Origin of the sequence: Paraburkholderia sp. SOS3 (assembly GCF_001922345.1) — a bacterium.
In the GTDB taxonomy this organism is placed as follows: domain Bacteria; phylum Pseudomonadota; class Gammaproteobacteria; order Burkholderiales; family Burkholderiaceae; genus Paraburkholderia.
Map to the genome: position 1 here is coordinate 657,677 of NZ_CP018812.1, position 21,633 is coordinate 679,309.

Annotated in this window: 20 protein-coding genes; 14 read left to right on the top strand and 6 right to left on the bottom strand. The window is 63.9% G+C overall.

The window, feature by feature from the left end; genetic code table 11:
• Positions 1-2 precede the first annotated feature (2 nt).
• The 8 genes from BTO02_RS22920 (at position 3) to BTO02_RS22955 (ending at position 6,103) form a co-directional block, all read left to right on the top strand.
• Complete coding sequence (locus BTO02_RS22920; protein ID WP_075159526.1) at positions 3-413, top strand: type III secretion protein HrpB2; 411 nt, start codon at positions 3-5, stop codon at positions 411-413.
• Between the two features lies 1 nt (position 414).
• Positions 415-1,239, top strand: a complete 825-nt coding sequence (gene sctJ / locus BTO02_RS22925; RefSeq protein ID WP_075159527.1) for a type III secretion system inner membrane ring lipoprotein SctJ — start codon at positions 415-417, stop codon at positions 1,237-1,239.
• A 39-nt stretch (positions 1,240-1,278) separates the two neighbouring features.
• Positions 1,279-1,959 carry a type III secretion protein HrpB4 gene (locus tag BTO02_RS22930; protein ID WP_075159528.1) on the top strand — a complete coding sequence of 227 codons (681 nt, stop codon included), beginning with the start codon at positions 1,279-1,281 and terminating at the stop codon, positions 1,957-1,959.
• Positions 1,953-2,807 carry a type III secretion system stator protein SctL gene (gene sctL, locus BTO02_RS22935; RefSeq protein WP_075159529.1) on the top strand — a complete coding sequence of 285 codons (855 nt, stop codon included), beginning with the start codon at positions 1,953-1,955 and terminating at the stop codon, positions 2,805-2,807. Before BTO02_RS22930 ends, sctL begins: the two co-directional genes overlap by 7 nt.
• Positions 2,804-4,171 (top strand): type III secretion system ATPase SctN, encoded by a 1,368-nt coding sequence (gene sctN, locus BTO02_RS22940; protein ID WP_075159530.1) that lies wholly within the window; start codon positions 2,804-2,806, stop codon positions 4,169-4,171. The genes sctL and sctN overlap by 4 nt, the downstream gene beginning before the upstream one ends.
• Before the next feature lie 48 nt (positions 4,172-4,219).
• On the top strand, positions 4,220-4,753 hold the full coding sequence (locus BTO02_RS22945) for a hypothetical protein (protein WP_075159531.1): 534 nt from the start codon (positions 4,220-4,222) through the stop codon (positions 4,751-4,753).
• Positions 4,750-5,556 (top strand): type III secretion system export apparatus subunit SctT, encoded by an 807-nt coding sequence (gene sctT, locus BTO02_RS22950; protein WP_075159532.1) that lies wholly within the window; start codon positions 4,750-4,752, stop codon positions 5,554-5,556. The genes BTO02_RS22945 and sctT overlap by 4 nt, the downstream gene beginning before the upstream one ends.
• Positions 5,557-5,710: 154 nt before the next feature.
• A complete protein-coding gene (locus BTO02_RS22955) occupies positions 5,711-6,103 on the top strand; it encodes a 6-carboxytetrahydropterin synthase (protein ID WP_075159533.1) in 393 nt (130 codons plus the stop codon).
• Positions 6,104-6,790: 687 nt separating this feature from the next.
• Here BTO02_RS22955 and BTO02_RS22965 read toward each other — a convergent pair.
• Positions 6,791-7,708, bottom strand: a complete 918-nt coding sequence (locus BTO02_RS22965) for an AraC family transcriptional regulator (RefSeq protein ID WP_075159535.1) — start codon at positions 7,706-7,708, stop codon at positions 6,791-6,793.
• Between the two features lie 620 nt (positions 7,709-8,328).
• Between BTO02_RS22965 and BTO02_RS22970 the strand changes: the two genes are divergently transcribed.
• The 3 genes from BTO02_RS22970 to BTO02_RS22980 all read left to right on the top strand — a co-directional run bounded on the left by BTO02_RS22970 (position 8,329) and on the right by BTO02_RS22980 (position 11,814).
• Positions 8,329-9,348: an aldo/keto reductase gene (locus BTO02_RS22970; protein WP_198039309.1), complete on the top strand. Its 1,020-nt coding sequence runs from the start codon at positions 8,329-8,331 to the stop codon at positions 9,346-9,348.
• Positions 9,349-9,420: 72 nt separating this feature from the next.
• Positions 9,421-10,572, top strand: coding sequence for a hypothetical protein (locus tag BTO02_RS22975; protein WP_156883953.1), 1,152 nt, complete (start codon positions 9,421-9,423; stop codon positions 10,570-10,572).
• An 84-nt stretch (positions 10,573-10,656) separates the two neighbouring features.
• Complete coding sequence (locus tag BTO02_RS22980) at positions 10,657-11,814, top strand: aldose epimerase family protein (protein WP_075159538.1); 1,158 nt, start codon at positions 10,657-10,659, stop codon at positions 11,812-11,814.
• 58 nt (positions 11,815-11,872) lie between these two features.
• Here the strand turns inward: BTO02_RS22980 and BTO02_RS22985 are convergent, their stop codons facing one another.
• Complete coding sequence (locus BTO02_RS22985; RefSeq protein ID WP_075159539.1) at positions 11,873-12,373, bottom strand: hypothetical protein; 501 nt, start codon at positions 12,371-12,373, stop codon at positions 11,873-11,875.
• A 514-nt stretch (positions 12,374-12,887) separates the two neighbouring features.
• Here BTO02_RS22985 and BTO02_RS22990 point away from each other — a divergent pair.
• From BTO02_RS22990 to BTO02_RS23000, 3 genes are all read left to right on the top strand, one after another.
• On the top strand, positions 12,888-13,994 hold the full coding sequence (locus BTO02_RS22990) for a pyridoxal-phosphate-dependent aminotransferase family protein (protein WP_075159540.1): 1,107 nt from the start codon (positions 12,888-12,890) through the stop codon (positions 13,992-13,994).
• A 173-nt stretch (positions 13,995-14,167) separates the two neighbouring features.
• Positions 14,168-15,307 carry a YbdK family carboxylate-amine ligase gene (locus BTO02_RS22995; protein WP_075159541.1) on the top strand — a complete coding sequence of 380 codons (1,140 nt, stop codon included), beginning with the start codon at positions 14,168-14,170 and terminating at the stop codon, positions 15,305-15,307.
• Positions 15,308-15,407: 100 nt separating this feature from the next.
• The gene (locus BTO02_RS23000; RefSeq protein WP_075159542.1) at positions 15,408-16,697 is read left to right on the top strand and encodes an MFS transporter; all 1,290 of its coding nucleotides are present in this window, start codon (positions 15,408-15,410) and stop codon (positions 16,695-16,697) included.
• Between the two features lie 65 nt (positions 16,698-16,762).
• Here the strand turns inward: BTO02_RS23000 and BTO02_RS23005 are convergent, their stop codons facing one another.
• From BTO02_RS23005 to BTO02_RS23020, 4 genes are all read right to left on the bottom strand, one after another.
• The gene (locus BTO02_RS23005) at positions 16,763-18,046 is read right to left on the bottom strand and encodes a cytochrome c (RefSeq protein ID WP_232243637.1); all 1,284 of its coding nucleotides are present in this window, start codon (positions 18,044-18,046) and stop codon (positions 16,763-16,765) included.
• An 8-nt stretch (positions 18,047-18,054) separates the two neighbouring features.
• Positions 18,055-18,507 carry a (2Fe-2S)-binding protein gene (locus tag BTO02_RS23010; RefSeq protein ID WP_156884072.1) on the bottom strand — a complete coding sequence of 151 codons (453 nt, stop codon included), beginning with the start codon at positions 18,505-18,507 and terminating at the stop codon, positions 18,055-18,057.
• A gap of 62 nt (positions 18,508-18,569) precedes the next feature.
• The gene (locus tag BTO02_RS23015) at positions 18,570-20,771 is read right to left on the bottom strand and encodes a xanthine dehydrogenase family protein molybdopterin-binding subunit (RefSeq protein WP_075159544.1); all 2,202 of its coding nucleotides are present in this window, start codon (positions 20,769-20,771) and stop codon (positions 18,570-18,572) included.
• Positions 20,764-21,630 carry an oxidoreductase gene (locus BTO02_RS23020; RefSeq protein WP_075159545.1) on the bottom strand — a complete coding sequence of 289 codons (867 nt, stop codon included), beginning with the start codon at positions 21,628-21,630 and terminating at the stop codon, positions 20,764-20,766. Before BTO02_RS23020 ends, BTO02_RS23015 begins: the two co-directional genes overlap by 8 nt.
• Positions 21,631-21,633 lie beyond the last annotated feature (3 nt).

Here is a 21,633-nt window from a genome sequence, read left to right on the forward strand (position 1 = left end):
CCATGGATCAGCCTCTGTCCGTGCTGGCGCTGCAGGCAGCGCTCGCGCAACAGCCGGCGCTCGCCGGCATCGAAGTCAGCGGCGGCCCGGCCGCTGCTGTGCCGCCGCATCTTGCCGGCAGCTTCGAGGCGTTGATGCAGCACAGTGTAATGGGACCTGCCGCGCCGTCCGCGGATACCTCGGGAACGATGGTCGCGGAACTGGCGCGCGGCGAGGATGCCGCCTTCCAGTACGTGTCGAACGACATGCTTTACATGATGAACAACGTCGATTCGATGTCGATGGGCGAGATCACTGCGGCCGCGATGCAACTGCAGATCGAGGCCGCCAGCCTGCAGGTCGACATGCAGACCAAGATGAGTGTCGTCACGTCGTCGAAGGACGCCATTGAAACCTTGATGAAGAACCAGTGACATGAGCAAGCCTGCCCAGTCAACAACCCGGCGCACACGGCACGCGGCGCGCCTCGCGGCGCTCGCGCTGGTGCTCGCGCTTGCCGGCTGCGACAAGGAGCTGTACGGCAATCTGACCGAGCGCGACTGTAACGAGATCGTAGCCGCGCTGCTGCAGGCCGGCATCGATGCGCACAAGGTCAGCGCCGACGGCGGCAAGACGTGGAGCGCGAAGGTCGACGAGAACCAGCTCGTGCGGGCGATGGACGTGCTGCGCGAGCGCGGCCTGCCAGCGCGGCGCTACGACGATCTCGGTGCCCTCTTCAAGAAGGACGGTCTGGTGTCGACGCCGGTCGAAGAACGCGTGCGTTTCATCTATGGCGTGTCGCAGGAGCTGTCCGACACGTTGTCGAAGATCGACGGCGTGGTGGTAGCGCGCGTGCACATCGTGCTGCCGGACAACGATCCACTGTCGAGCCGCGTGAAGCCGTCGTCGGCGTCGGTGTTCATCAAATACCGGCCTGACGCGAACCTCGCGACGCTCACACCGCAGATCAAGAACCTCGTCGTGCATAGCGTGGAAGGCCTGACCTACGACGAAGTCAGCGTGACGTCGGTCCCGGCCGATCCGCTCGAAACGGCGGACACGGCGCGGCCCGGCAGCCACGTCTCGCTGACGGCGCTAGCGGGCGGCGTTTTCGCGGTGGGGGCGCTCGGGCTGCTGGCGGTGCGCGGGCGGCGCGCAGCACGCGGTGAAGCCGCGGCGGCCGAGCCCGGCGCGGGGGCGCCGCCGGCCTTGCCGGGCGGGTTATTCAAGCGCCGCGAGTCCGCCGATACGGCGCCTTGACGTGGGCGACCACGCGCCACTTTTCGAAGGGACCGGCAGATGACCGACATCGAACGGCACGGCAGCGTCGCGGCCCGTCTCGCCGGCATGCTGATGCAATACCAGCGCAATCGTCTCGCGCTGTTCGACTGGATGCATCCCGGCTGGCGCGGGAGGGCGCTTGCCGCTTTGCCCAACGCGGACTCGCCGGGCAAGCGTGCGCTGCGGGCGCGTGCGGCGGATGCGTGGCTGCGTGCGGCAGGCTGTGCACCGCCGCCGCTCGCGGCGTTTCGCGGCAGGGCGGGCGCGCTTGCTGCGTTGCCGGTGGACGACGCGCTGTGCGCGCTGCGCTTGCGCGCGCTGCATTTTCGCCGCGCGGAGTTGCGCTACTGGGTAGACCGCGAGAGCCGCGACCGGGTGTCGGTTTGGCTCGGCCGCAATGCATCCGCCGCGCTGCGCTGGCTGATCGAAACACCGAATTCGCCGGCTATCGACCGGCTGATGCGCGACTACGGGATGGCGCCGCTCGATGAACTCGACGATATGTCGCTTGCGTGGGAGGGCTATTGTCTTTTTACGCGCCCGGGGCACGGTGTGCCGCTCGATCTGTTGCGCTTCGTGTGGGATGAAGCAGCGGCGGTGCCGAACTGGCTGCTCGCGTACGCCGCGGCGAGCTACGAGGAGGACGGGGTCCGCGTGATCGACCGTCTTCCCGAATTCTTTCAGGAGCACGTATGGTGATCTGGTTAAGACAGACACAGGACGAACCGGCGGCCGGCCACGCATTGCACGGCGTCGGCGTGACCGGCGAGATCGTACGGCGCGAGACGCTGGCGCAGCTCGTCGAACTCGACGACGGCTACGAGGCGCTGCGGCGGCAGCGGGACGACATTCTGGCGGCTGCGCACCGCGAAGCGGCGCGGATTGCCGCCGCGGCTGCCGACGAGGCGGCCGCGCTCAGGGCCGACGCGCAGCGGGAGTTCGATACCGGGCGCGAGCGCGGTTACGACGCCGGACGCCGTGAGGCGCTCGCGCAGTGGTACGGGCAGACCGCTCAATTGCTCGCGCAGCGCCGCGAGATCCAGGCGTCGCTGCGCGAGCGCATCGCCGCGCTGGTCGTTGCGGCCGTGGAGAGGATCGTCGTCAACGAGCAGCCCGCTGCGCTGTTCGCGCGTGCGTCGGACGCGGTCGACCGCATCATCGACGACGACAGCCATTTGCGCATTCGCGTCAATCCCGACCAGCGCGAAGCCGCGGCGCAAGAATTCGCCCGGGTCGCGGCGGACTGGCGCGAACGTGGGCGCCCGGTGCCCGTCACCGTGATCGGCGACCCTTCGCTCGAAGTCGGAGCGTGCATCTGCGACACGGATATCGGCTCGATCGATGCGAGCCTCGACGTGCAGATCGACGCGGTGCGAAGGGCGGTCGCGCGCGCATTGCGTCGGGTAAGCGCGGGTCAGCAAGCGCAGGAAGCGCAGGAAGCGCAGGAAGCGCAGGAAGCGCAGGAAGCGCAGGAAGCGCAGGAAGCGCAGGAAGCGCCCGTTGAGTCGGCGTCGCCGTTGCCGGTCGCCGAGCAGGAACCCGCATGACTTCGATCCATGTGCCGGAACGGCAGGCGCACGATGCGTTCGCGCTCGAAAGCCTCAATGTGCTCGCCGATTCGATCGAGGCGGAGCTCGGCGACGAGCCGGCCCTGTCGATGCGCGGCAAGGTGCTCGAGGCGATCGGTACGCTGATTCGCGTCGGCGGCATCGACGTGCGGCTCGGCGAGCTTTGTGAACTGCGTACTGCGCGGGGAACGCTGCTGCAGGTTGCGGAAGTGGTCGGCTTCGCGCGCGATACCGCGCTGCTGTCGCCATTCGGGCGGCTGGCCGAGCTTTCGCGCGAAACACAGGTCATCGCTTTGCGCAAGCCGCTTACCGTGCCGGTGGGCACGCCGTTGTACGGACGCGTGATCGACAGCGTCGGCGCGCCCCTCGACGGCCGCGGGCCGATCGAGACCGACGAGCGCCGGCCGATCCACGCGGACCCGCCTAACGCGATGAGTCGGCCGCTGCTCGAGCGCTCGCTCGACACGGGCGTGCGCGCGGTGGATGCCATGCTGACCCTCGGCGAAGGGCAGCGCATGGGCATCTTCGCGCCGGCCGGTGTGGGAAAGAGTACGTTGATGGGCATGTTCGCGCGTGGCACCGCATGCGATCTGAACGTGATCGCGCTGATCGGCGAACGCGGCCGCGAAGTGCGCGAATTCGTCGAACAGATCTTGGGGCCGGAAGGGATGGCGCGCTCGATCGTCGTGTGCGCGACCTCTGACCGCTCCTCGATCGAACGTGTGAAGGCTGCCTACGCGGCCACTGCGATTGCCGAATACTTCCGGGACGCGGGCAAGCGCGTGCTGCTGATGATGGATTCGCTGACCCGTTTCGCGCGCGCGCAGCGCGAGATCGGACTCGCAGCCGGCGAGCCGCCGGCGCGACGCGGCTTTCCGCCGTCGATTTTCGCGGAGTTGCCACGGCTGCTCGAGCGAGCGGGGTTGTCCGAGCACGGTTCCATTACCGCGCTCTATACGGTGCTGGCCGAAGACGAATCGGCGAGCGATCCGATTGCCGAAGAGGTGCGCGGCATTCTGGACGGACATATGATCCTGTCGCGGGAGATCGCAGCGCGCAATCAGTATCCGGCGATCGACGTCAGCGCGAGCTTGTCGCGCGTGATGCCTCAGGTGACCGAAGCTCAGCATCGCGCGGCGGCGGGTCATCTGCGCCGGCTAATTGCGAAGCACCGCGAAGTCGAGACGCTGCTGCAGTTGGGCGAGTATCGGGAGGGCGGCGATCCGCTCGCGGATGAAGCAGTCCGCAAGATCGAGTCGATCCGCGCGTTTCTTGGTCAGGGCACCGATGAATTCAGCGCGCGGCGCGCGACGCTGGCCGCCCTGCAGCAACTATGCGCGTAGCGATTCGATGTGTTGCGCGCGTCACTCTCGACTAAGGAGACGCCTGTCATGAAGGATCCCCGCACTCGCGCATTCGCGCTGGTGACCCGCCGGCTCGAGCGCGTGGACAAACGGTTGCGCGAAACGCTGAGCGCGCAGCAAGCGCGCTTGCAGGAGGCGCACCAGCAACTGGCCGATCAGCAGGATGCAGTCGCGCAGGCGCGCCGCGAACTGGCGCGTCACGAATCGCGTATCGACGCACTGCTCGACGGCCGCCGGCTGGTGCGGATCGACGAACTGCTCGGCTGGCAGGACCAGCGTGCCGGTGCAGTCGCGCAGTGCGACGCGCAATTGCAGACGCTCGCCCGCATGCGCGACGAGCTCGCGCAGATCGACGCGCAAGCGGCGCGGACTCGCCACGCCATTCTGCGCAACGACGCGCGTATCGACATTTGCAGAAAGCACGTTGCGGCGTCGGAAGTAGAGGCGCAGACACGCGCCGACGACGCCCAGGACGAGGATGCCGAGGAGGGTCTTGTCGCGCGCCGCCTTGCCGCACGGCGACGCGATGTGCGCCGGGCCGGCACGGGAGTTGTGCGATGAATGTCTTTGCGAGCGGTGTGCCCGAACTCGGTGGCATGCTGATGCACTTTTTCACGCTCGTTGCGCTATGCGGCGTGCGACTGCTGGTGATCATGATCATCTTTCCGCCCACCGCCGACCACGTGTTGCAGGGAACCACGCGCAACGCGATCGTGATGCTTTGGGGGGCATATGTCGCTTTCGGCCAACAGGCGATGATGCCGGAGTTGCACGGCTGGCGCCTCGTTCTGCTTGGCGGCAAGGAGGCGGTGATCGGCCTCGTGATGGCGTTCGTCGCCTCTCCGGTGTTCTGGGTGGCGGAAGCGGTCGGCACCTATGTCGACGATCTGACCGGGTACAACCACGTTCAGATGACCAATCCGAGTCAGGGCCAGCAGACTTCGCTGATGTCGACCTTGATGAGCCAGTGCGCGATTGTCGCGTTCTGGACGCTCGGAGGTATGACGTTCCTGCTCGGCGCGCTGTTTCAGTCGTATCGCTGGTGGCCGATCGACAGCATGGCGCCGGTGCCGGCGGCGATGCTGGAGACGTTCGTGCTGCATCAGACCGATTCGCTCATGGAAACCGTGGCGAAACTCGCGTCTCCCGCTCTGCTGCTGTTGCTGCTCGTGGATCTCGGACTCAACCTCACGAGCAAGACTGCGCAAAAGCTCGACCTGAACGCGTTCGGGCAGCCTGTGAAAGGCGGGCTCGCGGTATTGATGCTCGCGCTGCTTATCGGCATCTTCATCGGCCAGGTTCGCGACCAGGTTGCGCTCTTTCACGTAGCTGAGCAGATTCGGGCGCTGGCCGGTTGGAAGTAGCGCCCTCTCGATTGCTTCGCGTGATGTTCGCCGGCTGCGGTACGCGCGCGCCGTTGACGATGGAGTTTTGCGAAGCTGGCGTTGTCGGCCCGGCGCTGTGCGATATGCCTTGCATTCCGATGAATTCAGTCCCTCTACTGTTACAGATCGAAATATGGAAGCGACAACGTCCTACGAACTCAGCCAGAAGTTCTTCTTCGACGCGGCACATACGCTCGATCGCGAAATAGACGCAGAAGGCAGCCGCAGAATTCATGGCCACACTTACCACGCTCAAGTGGCCGTGCGCGGCACGCCGCAAGCCGATTCGGCGATGCTCGTCGATCTTGGCATGTTGAATGAACAGATCCGCGTCGTGCGCGATCAGCTCGACCATCGGTTTCTCGACGAAGTACCGGGCCTCGGTCCGGCCACGCTCGAAAATCTGTGTGCGTTTATTCATCGCGAGCTGTCAGCCCACGTACCAAATGTCGTCCGGGTGCGGGTCGAGCGGCCGGCGAGCGGCGACCGCTGCGAACTGGTCGCGCACGCGCGCGAGTCGCGGTGATGACGGTTCCGACATACATGCAGTCACGGCTCCTCCAACCGTGGACGGTCGGATTCTGTGTATGCGGTCCGGCCGCTCCGATCCGGCAAGAGGGGCAAGCGGGCCGGCGTCGGTTCTTCTATCCAGGGTACCGCACTTCTCCGTGTGTATCGCAGATGCAGTAGTGCGAGCCAACGAAACGAGAAGTCCTCGCGCACGCGCACGTAGCGCGCACGACGGCAAGGCTCGACGCAACCGCGCCTTATGCTGGACCAAAAGGCAATCCACGCAGCCAATCGGGCAATAATAACCATCGATGCCAATGCCAAAGCCGCACAAATCCGGAATGAAGCGGTCTCAAAGTTAGACCCGGAAAAGTGAAAGATAAAAATCATCGGGATCACGAGCGAGACCTGGATGATGACGGCGGCTAGCGCGAATGTCTTTAAATAGGCTCGAACCATACTGATTGAGGCGTTAGTCAACATGGTTCGTCTGCAGGGAGTCGAATTAACGGACGGGCACTGTGTGATTTTTTCAAGCGACATGAAAATAATCGCAATTACACTGGCGCGTCGCCGATTACGGCAAAAGCAAATAAAACGATAAGACGAATTACATTGGAAGCGGCCGGCCATCAATGCCGCACGGCGTCTCGCAGTTCGAACCTGCGCGCGGTGCCAACTCGGGACAGCGACCGAGCCGCATTTAGCGGGTGGAACTGCGGTAATGCGCGGGCGACACCCCGATCACGCGTTTGAACGCGTTGCTGAATGCGCTCTCCGAGCCATAACCGAGTTGCCCGGCCAGCGTAGACAACGTCGCATCGCTGTTTCGCAGCGCATGCTGTGCAAGCAGCATTCGCCATTGCGTCAGATAGGCAAGCACCGGCACACCGGAGACCGCTTTGAAGTGGGTCGCAAAACCGGTTCTCGACATTCCGGCCGCCTTAGCGAGCTCATGCAACTGCCATTGTCTGCCGGGAGAGCGATGCATCAGGGCGATCGCTCCGACAAGGCGCTTGTCGTTCGCCGCACGCAGCCATCCGCATGGAGCCGGGTCGGCAGCTTCGAGCCACGTGCGCAGCGTCTGGACGAACAGCAATAGTGCGAGCTGGTTGGAGATCAGTGTGGCGCCAAGCCGCGCGTCGGTGCGCTCCTGCACGATCTGCTCGAGCAGCCAGCGAAGCTTCGCCGCGTATCTGGAATTCGCCCGAATGTGAATCAACGGCGGCAGCACCCGGCCGATCAGATCGCTGCACGTCTGATCGACGCGCACGTGTCCACCCACCTGCGTGCAATCCTCGCCATTGCCTATTACTGCAGTCCGGTTGTCCGGGCTACCCGAAAATGCGGTGCGCGCGTCGATCGGCGTCGCGTGCAGATCGTTGCAGAGCATAAAAGAGCGTGGCTCTGAAATCAGGAAGACGTCACCTTCCCGCACTTCGAGCGGCGTTGCATCGCCGTCCATATGGAGCCAGCAATTGCCTTTTGTGAGCGCGAAGAACTTCAAATGGTCCGGCTTCGGAAATCGAATGGCCCACGCGCCGCCTGCGGAGAAGCCACCCGATACAGTGAGTCTTGCCTCCACCAACTGGAGAAAATCGGAAAGCGGATCGAATTCCATGTTCAGAAAAGTAATACGTAATTCGAACTTTAACGGGCGAGACTATCGCAATGAGGGAATTTAAAAGCAAGTGGATCGCTATATTTGCTTCGTACGGGAACACCTTTGCTTCGCATTGACGGAGAACGGGTTATCGCGCCGTCATGCGCAGTCCTTAGCAGTGACATGGATATTGCCTGATACGGTGGATCGCGATTTATTCCAGAGCCCGAATATATCTCCCGCCAGAGCGATTCTATCGCGAGGATCTGTCGGGTTGAATGCGCCATCGTTCACGTTTGCATATCGATCGTTCAAATTCTTCTTTGCCGGATTCGAGTGTTGTCATCGAATGTCCTGGGCACGACGCGTGCAATTGGGACCATCGTCGCATGCAGGACACATCGTTAGCGAGTGTCGCGATCGGAACATGCCAACGTTGCGCGCTTAAAGCGCGGATATCCGAATGAATATCGTCAACCCATCCAATGCAAAGGAGTGACCCAATGCCTGAGCTGGCAGACCATCAACGCAGAGCATTTCTAGTGAAAGCCACGGCCGCGGCAGGCGTGCTTGTCGCCCCGTCGCTTGCAAGCGCAGCATCCGCCACACCGGGTGGCAATTCCAAAGGAGAGACGTCGATGAACCAGAGCAACCGTGCGCGCCAGATCTTTCGGCCCGAGTTCCGTTTCGGTCTCGGTGGCGTACCGCTTGGCAATGAATTCAACAAGGTGACCGATGACGACGCGCAAGCAACGATCGAGGCTGCGTGGAATGTGGGCGTGCGCTACTTCGATATGGCGCCATGGTATGGACTTGGCCTCGCCGAGCGGCGGTTCGGTCATTTCCTTCACAACAAGAATCGCAACGAATATGTGTTGTCGACGAAGGTCGGAAAACTGCTGAAAGCATCGAAGCATAACCAGCATCAAAAGTTGTTTCCGCTGTCGGACTCGCCCAACGATGTCGTCTACGACTATTCGGCCGACGGCGTACGGCGTTCGATTGAAGACAGTCTGCAGCGGCTTGGCGTCGATAGCATCGACGTGGCTTTCGTTCACGACATCTCGCCGGACTTTCCGTATTTCCCTACGTCGTGGGAAGAGCAGTTCGCAATCGCGCAGCGCGGGGCGTTCCCTGCTCTGTCGCGAATGCGCGAAGAAGGCATCATCAAGGCATGGGGCATCGGCGTGAACCGGCCGGAACCCATTCTGCGCGCGCTGCAGGTTGCGGACCCGGACGTCTGTCTCTGCGCATCGCAGTATTCGCTGATCGATCACTCGAATGCGGTGAAGCAGCTCTTCCCCGCTGTGCGTGAACACAATGTCGCGCTCGTCATCGGTTCGTCATTGAACGCGGGATTTATTTCGGGCAGCCCGCGTTACAACTACGGCCCCGACAACTACAAGATTCCGCCCGCATTCATTGAGAAGCGCGAGCGTCTGCGCGCGGTCGCCGCGAAGCACGGCGTCGACTTGCGAACGGCCGCGCTGCAGTTCTCGTCGGCGGCCGATGTTGCAGTGGCACTGGTCGTGGGTGCAAGCAGCCACCAGCAGATCCTCGAAGACTACAACTCGATGCAGGCGAAAGTGCCGGCCGGGTTCTGGCAGGAATTGAAGTCTTCCGGACTGATCGAACAGTCCGCCGCCACGCCTGCCTGACCGGCGTTTCGTGCGATGGGCCGTGCGGCCCATCGCGGCTATCTTCCTTGTCGACCAGCGAGTTCACGAATCATGCGGTTATTCATTCGATCTTCATTCGCGTTGTTCATTGCCGCCAGCACCTACGCGGTACCGGCCAGCAACACGGCACAGGCGGCGCAAAGTGCGTCGTCTGCGGATGCCGGCCAGCCTTTTATCAAGTTGCCTCGCACCTACAACACATCGGACAGCATGGCGCGCATGCCCGATGGCCGCATCATCCTCGCGGTGCCGAACTACAACAACCTCACCTTGCGCAAGCAGGGCCGCGCGGCAGACGAGGCGCCTGCGCGCCTCGCGATCGTCGATCCGGTGCACAAGACCGTCCACGACTGGTATCGGTTTCGGGCGCAAGACCTTAGTCCCGCCACGGGCAAAGTCGCGCCGATGGGCGTCGCATTCGGACCGGACGGCAACCTGTACTACGTGGACCGGCAAACGCCGTACGGAAGCGGCGCGAATAGCCGCATCGGCCGTATTGTGGTGCGCGACGGCAAACCGGTGCAAAACGAGATCGTCGTCGAAGGCGGCATCGGCACGAACGATCTCGCGTGGTATCGCGATCGGCTCTATGTGACCGATGCGGGCATCCGGCCTGGCTCGGGCACGAGCAACACGGTAAGCGGCGTGTTCATGTTCACGCTTGATGAACTGCAGCACGGCCCCGTGCGGATAAAACCGGATCCGGCGCGCGAGGGCGCGCAGGATCCGCACCTGATCGCTACGTTCGTATCGAACGGTAAAGCGAAAACCGGTGCGGACGGCATCGTGTTTGACGATGCCGGCAACCTTTACATAGGTGTCAATGAAGAAGGGACGATTTTCCGGATCAGCCTCGATGCGGATGGACGGCCGGCGGGCAAACCGACACTGTTCGCTCGCGATCCCAACCTGCTGTCGACCGACGGTATGGCGTTCGACGCACGCCATCGGCGGCTATACGTTGCCGATTTTCTCGGCAACGCGGTGCATGCGGTCGATATGGATGGCAAGGTCACGACCCTGCAGAAGAACGGCGACGCCGACAGCACGTCGGGCAAGCTCGATATGCCGTGTGCGTTGCTGCTGCTCGGCGACCAGTTGATCGTATCGAACATGGACTACGTGTCCGCGGCGCCCGGCAGTGCGGTCAATACGACGCTCAATGCCGACCACGCACTCACAGTGCTGAACGTCGCTCAGTAGGGTGACGATGCGAGCGCGCGCAACAGCGGATGCGATCTCGCGAGCTCGGCGCATCCCCATGACTTCGCTGTGGACAAAGGGTGAATGATGGCTCGATCACATCGGTTGGCGCTGGGCGCCCTTGTGTTGACGTGGGCTGCACACGCCGCCAGCGCGGCAGGGCCGGGTCACGTGACGGTGACCTCGTCCGCTTACGGGAAGACCGCAAGCGGTCAGGCCGTCGACCAGTACACGTTTGTGAATCGCGCGGGTGTCGTGCTGAAGGTGATCACATACGGCGGCATCGTGACCACGCTGGATGTGCCCGATCGCAATGGGCATTTGCAGGACATCGTGCTCGGCTTCGATTCGCTGGCCGACTACGAGCGGCGCAACGACAAGCTGTACTTCGGCGCTTTGGTGGGCCGCTACGCAAACCGGCTTCGCGGCGATCGTCTGCGGATCGACGGGCGGGAGTATCGTCTGCGCGCGAACGAGGGCGCGAATACAGTGCATGGCGGTCCACACGGCTTCGATACCAGGGTGTGGGTTGCAAAGGACGTACGCAATGACAGACATAGCGCAAGCGTGACGCTCGAGTATGTGAGCGCGGACGGCGAAAACGGGTTTCCCGGCACGCTGACCGTCGACGTGAGCTATACGCTGACCGATCGCAACGAGGTACGCATCGAGTATCGCGCGAAAACGGATCGCGATACGGTCGTGAATCTGACAAACCATACGTACTTCAATCTCGACGGGCAAGGCAGCGGCAGCGTCGAGCCGCAAACAGTGGAGATCGCTGCGTCGCGCTATACGCCGACGGACGCGCAACTCATTCCAACGGGTGAGATAGCGAGCGTGGCCGGGACCGTGCTGGATTTGCGCGAGCCGGTCGCGATAGGCGCGCGGCTTCGGTCTGCATCGCAGCAGCTCGCGAACGGCGGTGGTTACGACGTCAACTATGTGCTGGACAATGGCGGCCGGCGAGAGCCCGGGTTCGCGGCGCGTGCATACGACCCGCAATCGGGCCGCGTGCTCGAGATCGATACGACCCAGCCGGGTCTGCAGTTCTATACGGGGAACGCGCTGCATGGGCGCGTGCCGGGCAAGGGCGGCGTACTGTACCGGCAGACGGATGGGTTTGCGCTCGAGCCCGAGCACTTTCCGGATTCGCCGCACCATCCGTCGTTTCCGGACACGCTGCTGAAGCCTGGAGAATCGTTTTACGAAGTGACTATCTGGCGTTTCGAGACGCGCTAGCCAGGATAGCCCGGCGCAGAGGGCAGCGTTTGCATCGGGCTGTGCGGGTGAATTCGCCTCAGTTTCCGGTCCGTGTGCACCTGGCCGTGCCGCTATCGCCGCTCCTGAACTGCGATTCGAAATATTCGCCTTCGAAGCGAAGCGGCGCCTTGGAGACGATCTTGCCGATCAGCACGCCGTGATCGTTCTTGTCGGACGTCGATGCGAAGTTGAGTGCGATGGTGTTTCCGTCGACGATCGCTTCGCCGGAATACGCAAGCTGGTTATCGACATAAGCCGCTTCGCTGAAGCCGAGCGTATGTGCGCCGTGATGATCGTTGCGCCGGAATTCGTGCGTTTCCCGGAAATCGCCGAGATTTTCGTCGTGTCCGACGCAACTGTACGTGCCGCTGATGTCGGTTGGAACGGCGCGGGCCTGAGCTGTGCCGGCGAGCAATGCAAGCGCCACGACGCACGTCAATGTGCAGCGCGGGATCGAATGATTTGCGTCGAACGCGATATGGCGCGCATGCGTGCCCGTGCGAACCCGTGATGCTGAAGCAGGAGTTGGCGTTTTCATCTGTATCTCCAGTTGGCAGCCGATTGAATTGAGGAATTCATGGGTGATGCGGATGCATGGCGACTGCTTGATTGATCGGCTGTTTGACGTCGTCGTCATATTGCGGGTACGGATATATGCAGAACGGAGAATCCGGAAGAGTCGGCACGTTGCACGAAGGTCCGGACGCCTGTCGATAAGGTCTTCGCCGATGCGATCGGTGCTTGCCCATTCAAGTCGGGATTCTTGATTATTCGAGGCCGGATTTAATGCAAATTAAAAAGCGGCGTCGGTAGAATCGGATAAGAAGTCAGCCTGAAAAGCTGATTTTTTGAATTCGTTGAACGAATAATCGTGCGAGATATGTCAAAGGCTAGAGAAAGTTCAATCGATGGGTTCGGTATCGCCGGTAGATAGGGTCGCTATTGCAGACAGCGCCTGTGCCGGCGGCGCGTTCGAGTGCGCAGCGCGGCGCCACCGAAGTTGCCGACCCGTGCGAGCCGCTCGATGCGCTGACCTTGCAACGAGAGGTTTTATGACGACACGTTTCGCCCCTCACTTTCTGCTCGATCCGCCGCGTTATCCGGCCGAACGGTTTGCGCCGCTGGCCGACCGCGCGAAGCGCCTGCTGGGTACGACGGCCGATCTCGTGTTTATCCAGTCGGACGCGATGCTCGCGCTGCAAACCGCAGCGGCAAGTATCGCGCGACCCGGCACGACCGCGGTCAACATCGTAACCAGCCCGTACGGTGTGTGGTTCGGTACGTGGTTGAGGCGCGGCGGCATGAAGGTCCGCGACGTGAAGGCCGGGCCAGGGCAACCTGTGGATATCGACGCTGTCGTTGCCTGCGTCGAAGCGCTGCCTTCGGTCGACGTCGTGGCCTGCGTGCACGCGGAATCGTCGAACGGTGTGTTGAATCCGCTGCCTCAGATCGCCGCGCTCGCGAGGTCGCACGATGCGTTTTGCGTCGTCGATGCTGTCGCATCGGTGGGTGGGCATGCGCTCGAATTCGACGCATGGGGTATCGACATCGCAGTGGCCAGCGCGCAAAAGGCGCTCTCCGGTCCAGCCGGCGTGTCGTTCGTCGCGGTGAGCCAGCGCGCGTGGCGACGCGTTGTTCAAACACCGGATGAGGCGCCGTCCATCCTGTCATTGTGGGACCTCAAGCGCAACTGGCTCGAACGCGGCCGCGGCGCGTTGCCGGGCACGCCGGCGACGCTCGAGTTCTGGGCGCTCGAAGCGGCATTCGATCGCGTCGACGCGCAAGGGATCGACGCGCTTATCGCGCGCCATGCGCGAGCAACGCGCGCGACCCGGATGGGCCTTCGTGCGCTCGGCGTCGTGCCGCCTGTGGCGCGCGACGACGCGGCCTCCGCGCTGATAACGGCAGCGCCTGTGCCAGAAGGGGTCGACGTGGCCGCCATGCTCGCACACGCAGCGGACAAAGGAGTGGAGCTCACACGGGGCTTCGGCGACACCGGCGCGAATATCGTCCGCTTGAACCATACCGGCGTGCGCGCGGCTTTCGAGGCGGTGCTCGCGAACGTCGTGGCGTACGGTTCGGCGCTCGACGAGCAACGATTCGCGGTCGATGTCGGCGGTGCCGCGCAAGCGGTTCGCGAGGCCTATTCCATGCGTTGACCCTGCAGCGGAAGGCCGCCCGTGCGGTTCGCAGCGCGCCCCGGGTGACTCGTCGTGCGCTTTGCCTCAGCCGGCTTCGTGTCGCGTCCCGGGCGCAAATCGCTGCTTGCGTGGTTCGCAGTCGCTCAACCTCGCCGCGACATCGGCGCGCGGCATTCCTGATGCAAAGTGACATGACAGAAGACTTCATTTCGTCGACGCCGCTGACTATCGGTATCGAACTCGAAGTACAGGTCGTCAGTACCCACGATTTCGGACTATGTCCGCAGGCACGGGATCTGTTGCGGCAAACGGAAGGGCTACAGACAGTCGGCGCGATCAAACCCGAAACCGGGCAGAGCATGATCGAACTGTGTACTGGCGTCTGCATCGGCCACGCGCAGGCGCTGGAGCAACTGACGCAGCTGCGGGATGCGCTCGTCGATGCGGCCGATTTCCTCGGTATCGCAGTCTGCGGCGGCGGAACGAATCCGTTTCACTACTGGTTCGACGAGCGCTCGAACGGCAGCCCGCGCTCCGAGCATCTGATGGGCGTGTACGGCTATCTGTACCGGCAATTCACGATCTTCGGGCAGCACGTGCACGTGGGTTGCCCGGACGGCGATACCGCGTTGCGTTTGCTCCATTCGCTGTCGTGGTACGTGCATCACTTCATCGCGCTGGCCGCGTGTTCGCCGTTCTCGCAAGGACACGATACCGGCTACGCGTGTTCGCGACTGAATAACGTTGCGCCATTCCCGCTCTCCGGACATGCACCGTTCATTCTTACCTGGCCGGCGTTCTGCGAGTACATGGAGCGCATGCGGGCGACGGGTATGGCCGCGACGTTGAAGGACTTCTACTGGGATATTCGCCCGAGCCCCGGCTACGGCACGATCGAGGTGCGCGTGATGGACACGCCGCTCACTATCGAGCTGGCCGCCGCGATCGGCGCCTATATCCAGTGTCTTGCAGCGCTTTTCCTCAACGGAGAAGCGCTGCCGTTATCGGAGTCGAACTACGAGATCTATCGGGTGAATCGCTTTTCTGCGTGCAGGCATGGCCTCGACGGGGTCGCGATAGACGTGCGAACGGGCCGTCGCAGCTCGATTCGCGATGAAATTCTGGCGATGCTGGAAGTGCTTGCGCCGCACGCGAAGTCGTTGGGCGCGGAGGCTGCGTTCGCCTATCTGAAGGAACGACTGCAGCGATCGGGCACGGTGAGCTGGATGCGCGATATCCACAGCGAAAGCCAGTCGCTCGAGGAAGTGGTGCGCCAGCAGTGCCGCTTGTGGCGCGGTGAAGTGTCCGCCATGCCGGGCGGCGTCGGCTGACGGCAGCCCGCGACTGCCCGGCTCGCGCGACGCGAGCCCGAAGGGACGAGGCCAGCCGGCCCGATGTGTCCAATGAACGCCACCATGGGAAATCGCCGTCATGTTGAACATTTTCATTGCAAGCGTGGTCGGTACCGCGATCGAGTACTACGACTTTTTCATTTACGGCACTGCAACGGCACTCGTTTTCGGTCAGCTGTTCTTTCCGTCGAGTGCCTCGTCCGCGCAATCGCTGGCCGCGGCGTCGACGTTTGCGCTTGCGTTCTTTGCGCGGCCGTTGGGCGCCGTGCTATTCGGTCATTTCGGCGACCGGATCGGACGCAAGTCGACGCTTACCGCGACGCTTCTGACGATGGGCGTGTCGACGATCGCAATCGGCGTGCTGCCGGGATACCGCACGGCCGGCGCCGCTGCGCCGCTGCTGTTGTGCCTTGCGCGCTTCAGGCAAGGGCTCGGTATTGGAGGCGAGTGGGGCGGCGCGGCGCTCGTCGCAACCGAATTCGCACCGCGCCACCGGCGCATATGGTTCGGTATGTTTCCTCAACTTGGCCCGTCCATCGGGTTTCTGCTGGCCAATGGCATGTTCTTTCTGCTTTTCAGCGTCATGACCGACGCGCAATTTCACGACTGGGGCTGGCGCATTCCTTTTGTCGCGAGTGCGCTTCTGCTCGTCCTCGGCCTTTATGTGCGTCTGAAACTTGCCGAGACGCCCGCGTTCACGCGTCTGAGCATGCTTGGCGCGCAACGGGACATCCCGTTCGCCGAGCTGGTCTCGCGGCATGGCAGGCAGTTGATCGTCGGCTCGCTTGCGATCGTGCCGAGCTACGCGTGCTTTTCGATCGCTTCGGTGTTCGCGCTCGACTACGGCGTGCGGGTCGGTCACATTCCGCGCACGCAATTCGTCGAGCTGCTGTGCATTGCGATCTTCGCGGCGGCCGCGATGACGGTGCTTTCCGCCGCGCTGGCGCAACGCTTCGGCAGCCGGCGCGTGCTATTCGCCGGCTCGGTGCTGTGCATTGCGTGCGGCCTGAGCGTCGCGCCGCTGCTCGGTGCGGGCACGGCTGCGCGTGCGCTGCTGTTTCTGCTCGTCGCGTTCGGCACGATGGGCATGACGTTCGGTCCGATGGGCGCGGTGCTGTCGGGACTGTTTCCGGTCGACGTGCGGTACTCGGGCGCATCTGCAACGTATAACCTCGGCGGCGTGCTTGGCGCGTCGTTTACGCCGTACCTCGCGGAACTGTTGCTCGCGCGCGGAGGACTGTCGTGGGTGGGCCTGTTCGTTTCGATCTCGGGATGTGTGGCTTGTGTTGCGGTATCGCTGACGACGGACGTGTCGCTGGACGACGGCAAGTCGCGCCCGGGCCGGCGCGGGAGGATGGGGCGCGAGTGAACGCCGCGGCGCACGCCTGTTCCCGCCGGGTCCGCGAGCCGGCCCGGCACCGCACGCCCCGTTCGCTAACCGCCCCGTTGGCGTCGAACCTGATCGACGCTGACCGTGCCGTGTTTGTTGCCAAAATGTTCGAGCACGAAACGGGAGATCGCCACGATCTCGATATCGGAGTACCGGTCGGCAAAGCCGGGCATGGCGGCACTTTCTGCGTCAACGCGAATGCGCGTGCCGTGCAGGTCGTTGACGGCCGAGCTGCCGGTCAGGGACGCATAGGGCGACTGCCGGCCGCTGCCGTTCCACGCATGGCAGCCGGAGCAGTCGGCGGCGAAAAGTTTCGCGCCGAGATTGCCGCGCACGTCGGTGCCGCGCGCCGGGAGGAGACTGGACGAGTTTGTCGCGCCCTTCGGAGCCAGTTCGACCGCCGCGCGGCTATCGGTCTGCACGGGGGCGACGCTGCGCAGGTAGGCGACAACCGCGTGAATGTCTGCCGCGCTCAGATACTGCAAGCTGTTTTCGACGACCTCGGCCATCGGCCCCGAGGCCGAACTTCGACCCGGCGCGTGCCCCGTCGACAGATAGTCGGCGAGCTGCGCGTCGGTCCAGCGGCCGACACCCGTTTGCGGATCTGGCGTAATGTTCCCGGCTAGCCATCCCTGCATCGTCTCGCCGCTCAGCGCGCGTGCATTTTCCAATCCGTAACCGGCATTGCGCGGTGTATGGCATTCGCCGCAATGACCGAGCGCGGTGACGAGATAAGCACCGCGCCTGACTTCGACGCTGGCCGTATCGGCGGCCGGCATGCGCGCCTTGCGGAAGAACATGAGTTTCCATAGCGGCAGTGTCCAGCGCTGGTTGAACGGGAAGGCGAGGGTGTTGGGCGTGTTCGGTTCGCGCACCGGCGGCTGGCTGAACAGGTAGGCCTTGATCGCGAGAACGTCGTCCCGGCTGAGCGCTGCATACGAGGTGTACGGCATCGCGGGATAAAGCGTGTGGTGCGGCGATACGCCCTCGCGCACCGCGCGAACGAAGTCGTCGTCGGACCAGTTGCCGATACCCGTCTCTTTGTCCGGCGTGATGTTCGTCGAGTACAGCGTGCCGAACGGAAGCCCGAAGGGGGCGCCGCCCGCGAGCGGCGTGCGCCCGGGCGCGGAGTGGCAGGTCAGGCAATTGGCCGCGCGGGCGAGATATTCTCCGCGCGCGATCGGTTCGCGTATGGTTGCCGGCGCGCCTGATACCGGAGCAACGGGTTCGCTTGCCGGCGCGCGCGGCGGGTATGCGGCGACGTATGCGGCGACATACGCGAAGCCGAGCGCAGCGGCTGCGAACACGCCGCCGATGAGCTTGTGCAAGCGGCGGCTCATTTGCCTGGGCGCGCGTCGCGCAGCGTTTGCGCGGCAAGGTGGATCGCTGCCTTGATCCTTCGATATGTCGCACACCGGCAGATATTGCCGCTCATCGCGGCGTCGATGTCCGCGTCGGTAGGCGCGGAATTTTCGCGCAGCAGCGCGCTCGCGCTCATGATCTGCCCCGACTGGCAATATCCGCATTGCGCGACGTCCAGTTGCACCCACGCCCGTTGCACGGCGTCGCCGACCGGCGTACGGGCGACGCCTTCGATCGTCGTCACCGACTTTCCCGCCGCGCGCGCGAGCGGCAGCATGCACGAGCGCACCGCCGTATCGTTGAGATGAACGGTGCACGCGCCGCACATCGCCATGCCGCAACCGAACTTCGTGCCGACGAGGCCGAGCTCGTCGCGCAGCAACCACAGCAACGGCATATGCGGGTCTCCGGTAAAGCGGACCGGCATCCGGTTGACGCTGAACGTGAACGTCTGTACTTCTGCGTCGTCGGGTTTCATGGCAGTGCCTTTCATGAGGAGACGGGCGCTGGCGGTGCGATGCCGAGCGGGAGCTGAAGCGCGGAGCGGGGGCGTCCGAGGTGGGCAAGCGCATTTGCCACCGCGGGAGCGATCATCGGCACGCCTAATTCGCCGACCCCGGTTGGCCGTTCTTGCGACGGCATGATGATCACCTCGACTTCCGGCATCTCGTCGTGGCGCAGCACGCGGTAGTCGTGGAAGTTCGACTGCACAACGCGGCCGTCGCGCAGTGCGATCTGACCGAACAGCGCAACGCCGAGACCGTAGCCGGTGCCGCCTTCGATTTGCGCGCGGATCACGTCCGGATTGACCGCCATGCCGCAGTCGACTGCGCACCACACCTTATGCACGCGCGGCACATCACCGGGGCCGATCGATACGTCGGCGATCTGCGCGACGCTGGTGTGAAACGCGCGGCCCACGGCGACACCCATCGCCCGGCCCTCGCTGCTGCGTCCGCCGCGCCAGTTCGCGGCGCGGGCCACCGCCTCGAGTACGGCGGCTTCCCTCGGCGCATGGCGAAGCAGTGCGAGCCGTCCCTGTACCGCGTCCTCGCCCAGGCTGTCGAGGATTTCATCGATAAAGCGTTCGACGGCGAAGGCGGTGTGCGTGCTCGCCACCGAACGCAGCGACGACGTCGGTATGCGATCGTGCACGATGTGGGCGTCGCAGAGAAAGTCGGGAACGTCGTAGAGCATGTTCGCCGCACCTTCGACCATCAGCGCGTCGGCGCCGCCCGGCATTTTCGAATTGAGCACGCTATCGACGCCGAACGAGTGACCGACGATCGTGTTGTGCCACGCACGGATGCGGCCGTTCACGATCGCGGCCTTCATGCGGTGCAGGATCATCGGGCGATACCAGCCGCCGCGGATATCGTCCTCGCGCGTCGATACGAGCTTGACGCCGCGTCCTGGTCCGATGCCCTTTGCGGCGGCGGCCATGTCGGCTGCGAAGTCGGGGCCAAGCACCTCGTTGCCAAGGTCGATGCGTCGGCCGAAGCTGCCGCCCGCATAGGTCGTCTCGATCTCGATGCGCTCGGGCGGCAGGTTAAATAGCCGCGCGAGCTGCTGCTGGTCGAATGTCGTCATCTGGCAGCCGTAGCGGGCCCTGACGCGGCTGCCGTCCCAGAACAGATAGCCGCATAGCGGCTCCATCGGCGCGTGGGCGACATATGGGAAGGTGTATTCGGCCTCGACGACCTTGTCGGCGTGCGCAAACGCGCGGCTCACGTCACCGCGTTGCGCGGCGACCGCGCCCCGTTGCACGCAGACGCGGCGGAAATGCTCGAGAATCGCCGCACAGTCGCGCGACTGCGCGCCGCTTTCGTCCCACTGCACGTCCAGTTGCTCACGGCCGCGGATTGCCGCCCATGTGCTGTTCGCGTAGACCGCCACGCCCGTATCGACCTGCCGCACGTCGACAACGCCCGGAATTGCGCGCGCGCGCGTGGCATCAAACGACTTTACCTTGCTGCCGAAGCGGGGCGCCTTGCGGATCGTCACGGTCAGCATATCGGGCTCGCGGACGTCGATCGCAAAGTGCGCAATGCCGCTGCATTTCGCGCGTGAATCGACGCGCGGCATCGACGAGGCTTTGCCAATCAGACGGAATTCGGCGGCCCGCTTCAGGACGAGCGCGGCGGGGTCGGGCGGCGGCATGCGCGAAGCGAGTGCGGCGAATTCACCGTATCGTGCGCGGCGTGCCTTTGCCGGATGGGTCAGCACACCGTTGCCGGTGCGAATTTCGTCGGCGGGGACTCGCCATTGCTTTGCCGCAGCTTGCACCAGCATCGAGCGCGCCATCGCGCCCATGCGGCGCATCTGCTCGTGTGCCTCGGCAATCGCACTCGAACCGCCGGTGCCTTGCCACTTGTACAGAAGGTGTCCGTAGATCGCCCGGTCCGCCGGCGCGGTTTCGACACGGATCGTCGACCAGTCCGCATCGAGCTCTTCGGCGACGAGCGTCGCCATGCCGGTGTGCGCGCCCTGGCCGAATTCGATGTGCTTGCTGATCACCGTCACGACGTCGTCTGCGCCGATGCGCACGAATGCATTCGGTACGAACGTATCGGGCGTCGTCGCAGTTTCGCGCGCGAAGCCGCGGCGAAATGGCAGCGCGGTGCCGACGATCAGGCACGGCACTGCCGCGAGGAAGCGGCGTCGCGATGGGTCCAGTGCCGGATCAGGCATATCGGGTCGCGTTGCCGAGCGGGTCCCGTTCGTCGATATCGAGCGATAACGACAGGTCGGCCCACGCGTGCGCTTGCGCCTCCAGTTGCCCGGCGCGCTCGAGCAGCACGTCATACGCTTCCCGCCCAGCGGCGAACCGCACGGGCGGATGCGCGGCGCGCGTCAGCTCGACAATCGCGCGGCCAAGCCGAACCGGGTCGCCCGCCTGACGATGATTGGCGGCATCGAGTTCGGCTTTGCGTCGGGCGGCATAGTCGGCATAGTCGTCGATCGCGAAGTTGCCGTGGCTGACGGAACTTGCATCGAGAAAGTCGGTGCGAAACCGGCCGGGTTCGACGAGCGTCGTACGGATGCCGAAGGGCGCCAGTTCGCCGGCGAGCGACTCGGACCAGCCTTCGAGCGCGAACTTCGACGCGCAGTAGATCGACGATCCGTCGAAGCCTTTGATACCCGAAATCGACGAGATATTGACGATGTGTCCCGAGCGCTGCGATCGCATCGCCGGCAAGACTGCCCGCGTGAGCGCGAACGCGCCGAAGAGGTTGGTAGAAAACTGGCGCGCGATCGCTTCCGGCGACACCAGTTCGAACGGTCCGAGCTGACCATAGCCGGCGTTGTTCACCAGCACGTCGATGCGGCCGAAGCGCTCGAGCGCGGCGTCGACTGCTGCGGATATGGCCTCGTTGTCCGTTACGTCGAGCGGCACGACCGCAAGACGGTTGCCGAAACGGCCAAGCGCCGCGTGAATCGATTCAGGCTTGCGTGCGGTCGCGACAACGCGGTCGCCCGCTTCCAGCGCTGCTCGCGCAATTTCGAGCCCGAAGCCGCGATTGGCTCCGGTGATCAACCAGCTGCTCATATG

Excerpts from the sequence above, each read along its gene's own strand:
- BTO02_RS23000 (WP_075159542.1), top strand. The coding sequence starts at position 15,408 with ATGTTGAACATTTTCATTGCAAGCGTGGTCGGTACCGCGATCGAGTAC.
- sctL (WP_075159529.1), top strand. The coding sequence starts at position 1,953 with ATGGTGATCTGGTTAAGACAGACACAGGACGAACCGGCGGCCGGCCAC.
- BTO02_RS22985 (WP_075159539.1), bottom strand. The coding sequence starts at position 12,373 with ATGAAAACGCCAACTCCTGCTTCAGCATCACGGGTTCGCACGGGCACG.
- BTO02_RS23010 (WP_156884072.1), bottom strand. The coding sequence starts at position 18,507 with ATGCCGGTCCGCTTTACCGGAGACCCGCATATGCCGTTGCTGTGGTTG.
- BTO02_RS22975 (WP_156883953.1), top strand. The coding sequence starts at position 9,421 with ATGCGGTTATTCATTCGATCTTCATTCGCGTTGTTCATTGCCGCCAGC.
- BTO02_RS22970 (WP_198039309.1), top strand. The coding sequence starts at position 8,329 with ATGAACCAGAGCAACCGTGCGCGCCAGATCTTTCGGCCCGAGTTCCGT.
- BTO02_RS23020 (WP_075159545.1), bottom strand. The coding sequence starts at position 21,630 with ATGAGCAGCTGGTTGATCACCGGAGCCAATCGCGGCTTCGGGCTCGAA.
- BTO02_RS22920 (WP_075159526.1), top strand. The coding sequence starts at position 3 with ATGGATCAGCCTCTGTCCGTGCTGGCGCTGCAGGCAGCGCTCGCGCAA.
- BTO02_RS22945 (WP_075159531.1), top strand. The coding sequence starts at position 4,220 with ATGAAGGATCCCCGCACTCGCGCATTCGCGCTGGTGACCCGCCGGCTC.
- sctN (WP_075159530.1), top strand. The coding sequence starts at position 2,804 with ATGACTTCGATCCATGTGCCGGAACGGCAGGCGCACGATGCGTTCGCG.
- sctJ (WP_075159527.1), top strand. The coding sequence starts at position 415 with ATGAGCAAGCCTGCCCAGTCAACAACCCGGCGCACACGGCACGCGGCG.
- BTO02_RS22990 (WP_075159540.1), top strand. The coding sequence starts at position 12,888 with ATGACGACACGTTTCGCCCCTCACTTTCTGCTCGATCCGCCGCGTTAT.
- BTO02_RS23015 (WP_075159544.1), bottom strand. The coding sequence starts at position 20,771 with ATGCCTGATCCGGCACTGGACCCATCGCGACGCCGCTTCCTCGCGGCA.
- BTO02_RS22930 (WP_075159528.1), top strand. The coding sequence starts at position 1,279 with ATGACCGACATCGAACGGCACGGCAGCGTCGCGGCCCGTCTCGCCGGC.
- BTO02_RS22995 (WP_075159541.1), top strand. The coding sequence starts at position 14,168 with ATGACAGAAGACTTCATTTCGTCGACGCCGCTGACTATCGGTATCGAA.
- BTO02_RS22980 (WP_075159538.1), top strand. The coding sequence starts at position 10,657 with ATGATGGCTCGATCACATCGGTTGGCGCTGGGCGCCCTTGTGTTGACG.
- BTO02_RS22965 (WP_075159535.1), bottom strand. The coding sequence starts at position 7,708 with ATGGAATTCGATCCGCTTTCCGATTTTCTCCAGTTGGTGGAGGCAAGA.
- sctT (WP_075159532.1), top strand. The coding sequence starts at position 4,750 with ATGAATGTCTTTGCGAGCGGTGTGCCCGAACTCGGTGGCATGCTGATG.
- BTO02_RS22955 (WP_075159533.1), top strand. The coding sequence starts at position 5,711 with ATGGAAGCGACAACGTCCTACGAACTCAGCCAGAAGTTCTTCTTCGAC.